This is a genomic window from Kitasatospora sp. NPDC004272, from assembly GCF_053603035.1.
In genome coordinates this window covers 1-2,647 of sequence record NZ_JBSGET010000271.1, presented here as the reverse complement: position 1 = coordinate 2,647, position 2,647 = coordinate 1, and the positions used below count along the sequence as shown (strand labels likewise).

Below are 2,647 nucleotides of genomic sequence, written 5' to 3'. Positions count from 1 at the left end.
CGCGAGCACCGCCTGCCGGGCCCGCGGCGGCACCGGCCGCGGCCCGACGGGCGCGGCTCCGGACGGGGGCTGGTGCCCGGTGCGCCGCAACTGCCGCGCCAGCCAGTCCGGGAGGACCGCCGGCTCGGTCGCCCCCGGGAGCGGGCGGTAGCGGCCGGCCGCCGTGACCGTCCCGGGCGCCACGATGTAACCGCCCTCCGCCCGGACGTCGACCTGCCAAGCCAGCCCCCGGCCGCCGCCGTTCCCCGAGGAGCACGACCAGCGCCCGCCCCCGGCCAGGTACCAGACGTGCATGCCCCCCGACGGAGTGCGCACCCGCAGGGTCGAGGTGTCGTCCGCCGGAGTGGGCCGTCCCGACAGCGCGGCCAGCACCGCCAGCGAGTGGAAACCGTTGGCGAGGCCCGTCAGGTCGACCGCCTCGCCGATGCCGATGCCCGGCAGGATCCGGTCCCGGGCCGGAACGGCCCCCGGGTGCGCGTCGATGTCGATGACCACCAGCCCTGCGGGCCCGCACGCCACCCCCACACCCAAACCCGGCCGCCCACCCCACCACTGCCCGATCCGCGCCTGGTCCGTGGTCGCGGCATGGAACCCGTGGCACCACCGCCCGGCCGCCCGGCACCCGCACTCCTGCGGCCGGTGCGGAGCCCCGCCCGATCCGGCCGGACGGCACTCCGGACAGTTCGCCGCCGGAACCTTCCCGCCAGGCGCGAGCGGATGCACCGGCCAGCCCCGCGCAGCACAATCCCGCGCGATCTCCAACGACCCGGGCCAGACGCCCCCGAGAGCCACCTCACCCGGGGGAAGGCGCAGTTCGGCAACCACCCGTCACCCCCCGACCAGCGACTCAAGCTACCCAATGACTGAGACAGACTAGCGAACCCGGTGTGACACGAAGAGTCCCCTGAGCAACGGGTGATCCACCGACCACCACACAACCCCCACCCCCACCCGAGCGACCGACTCCCCACCCGAGCGACCGAACCCCGCTGCCCCCGACCACGGCACGGATCCCCATCATCCCAGCTCAGCACATCAGCCGCCCTCAAAACAGCGACTGAAGCGACTGAAGCCCCCCATATATGACGACCACGACCCAGCACGCTCAGCCGATATACAGCGCCCTTTGGTCGCTCCAGTCGCTCCCGTCCCACTGGTAAGCCCATGACCAGCTTTTTCCCAGGATTTTGAGCCAGCGACCCAAAACCAGAGTCACTGCCTCAGAAGGACGCCGTTACTTGGGTGATTTGTCCGATGAGCGGAGGGCTCCGCCGAGCGGGTTCTGACCGCCTGACGACGTGTTGTGTCCCCCAGAGGGGACACAACGGGAGCAAAATGTCGGTTATACCGACGTATCTGTCAGTCTGACTGACATACTGTTGCCGCGCGCGATCAACTAGGAGAGGAACAGCAGGTGGCCCCCGAGCCCAAGGAGCGCCGGCCGCCGACCGCCAAGCGCGCAACGCGACCGCTACCACCGGCCGGCGACGCCATCCAGGCGTGAAGCAGGCCCCTAGCCCCCGTGAAGGACCTGGACGAGGTCGCCCGCCACTACCCTGGCCGGAAACTTACCCTCGACGGCGAGCGCAACCAACTGGAGTTCTACGGCACCTCGGAGCGCCCCAACGCCTTTGCCATGGACTCATTGGAGTTCTTCTTCCTGATCGCGCAGTATTTCCGTGAAGCCTTGCCGCTGCGCCTGATCCTGCTGTTGATCGCCTGCCAACGCGCTGGCGGCCGCATCCACCTCACCCAGGAGGAGATGGCCACCGTCCTCGACGTTTCCCGGACCAAGGCCACCGAGGCTCTGCAGGAGATCATGGGTCACGGCATCGTCTTCAAGGTGAAGCGCGGTATCTACCAGTTCAACCCGCCCTTCTCCTACCGCACGGCCGAGTTCATTCCTGGTATCGAGACTGTCGGTGGCAAACCCGAATACATTCGCGTGGAGCAGTACGAGACCCTCACCACCATCCGCAAGGATGCGACCCTGCCGGAGTTGGTGCGGTACCCGTCACTTGAGCACATGCGCACGGCCATCGAGGACCTGCGCAAGAAGCGCGCGGAACAGCGCACCAAGCGCTGCCTCGAACGCGAGGCCCGCCAGGAGGAAGGAATGCTGCAGTGAGCCAACTTCGATTTGCCGCAGTCAACGCTGACGGCCTTCTGGCTGACCTCGATCTTCCTCCTGCGGCTTACCGCGCCCTCTTCAAGCTCCGGTCCCTCAGTGAGTCGGGAGGCCGCATCGCCATCGACCAGGCCAGCGTCGGCGAACTTCTCGGCCTCAGCCGGCCTAGCGCCAACGCCGCGCTACGCACCCTGGAGCTGGCCAAGCTTGTCAAGAAGGTCCGCAACGGCGTCTACCAGATCAACGCGATGCTGGCCGGGTACAACGCCTTGGAGGACGCCGTTGCAGCCGTCACGGCGATGCCGCAGGAGGACCGGTTGGACACTCCGGACTTCGTTGCCTCCTACCACCGCGCTGTTGCCAACTACCAGGACCAGCTCGCCCAGCAGCGCAAGAAGCGCGATGCCCAGGCGACTGCCAAGAAAACCGCCGCAGCCAAGCGGCGCGGCACTCTTCACGCCGTCGGCTGAGTAGGTGTGCAGAGAGGCCCCACCCACCTGATCCATCGGTGGGTGGGGC

The 2,647-nt window shown here is 68.2% G+C and carries 3 protein-coding genes; 2 read left to right on the top strand and 1 reads right to left on the bottom strand.

Features of this window, described 5'->3' with window-relative positions; translation table 11 throughout:
- On the bottom strand, positions 1-756 hold a 756-nt coding region (locus tag ACWEO5_RS38315; RefSeq protein WP_452166682.1), incomplete at its 3' end, for a bifunctional DNA primase/polymerase.
- Between the two features lie 766 nt (positions 757-1,522).
- On the opposite strand from ACWEO5_RS38315, the gene ACWEO5_RS38310 reads away from it, so the two are divergent.
- Complete coding sequence (locus ACWEO5_RS38310) at positions 1,523-2,128, top strand: hypothetical protein (RefSeq protein ID WP_452166681.1); 606 nt, start codon at positions 1,523-1,525, stop codon at positions 2,126-2,128.
- On the top strand, positions 2,125-2,598 hold the full coding sequence (locus tag ACWEO5_RS38305) for a MarR family transcriptional regulator (protein WP_452166680.1): 474 nt from the start codon (positions 2,125-2,127) through the stop codon (positions 2,596-2,598). Before ACWEO5_RS38310 ends, ACWEO5_RS38305 begins: the two co-directional genes overlap by 4 nt.
- The last annotated feature ends 49 nt before the right edge of the window (positions 2,599-2,647 follow it).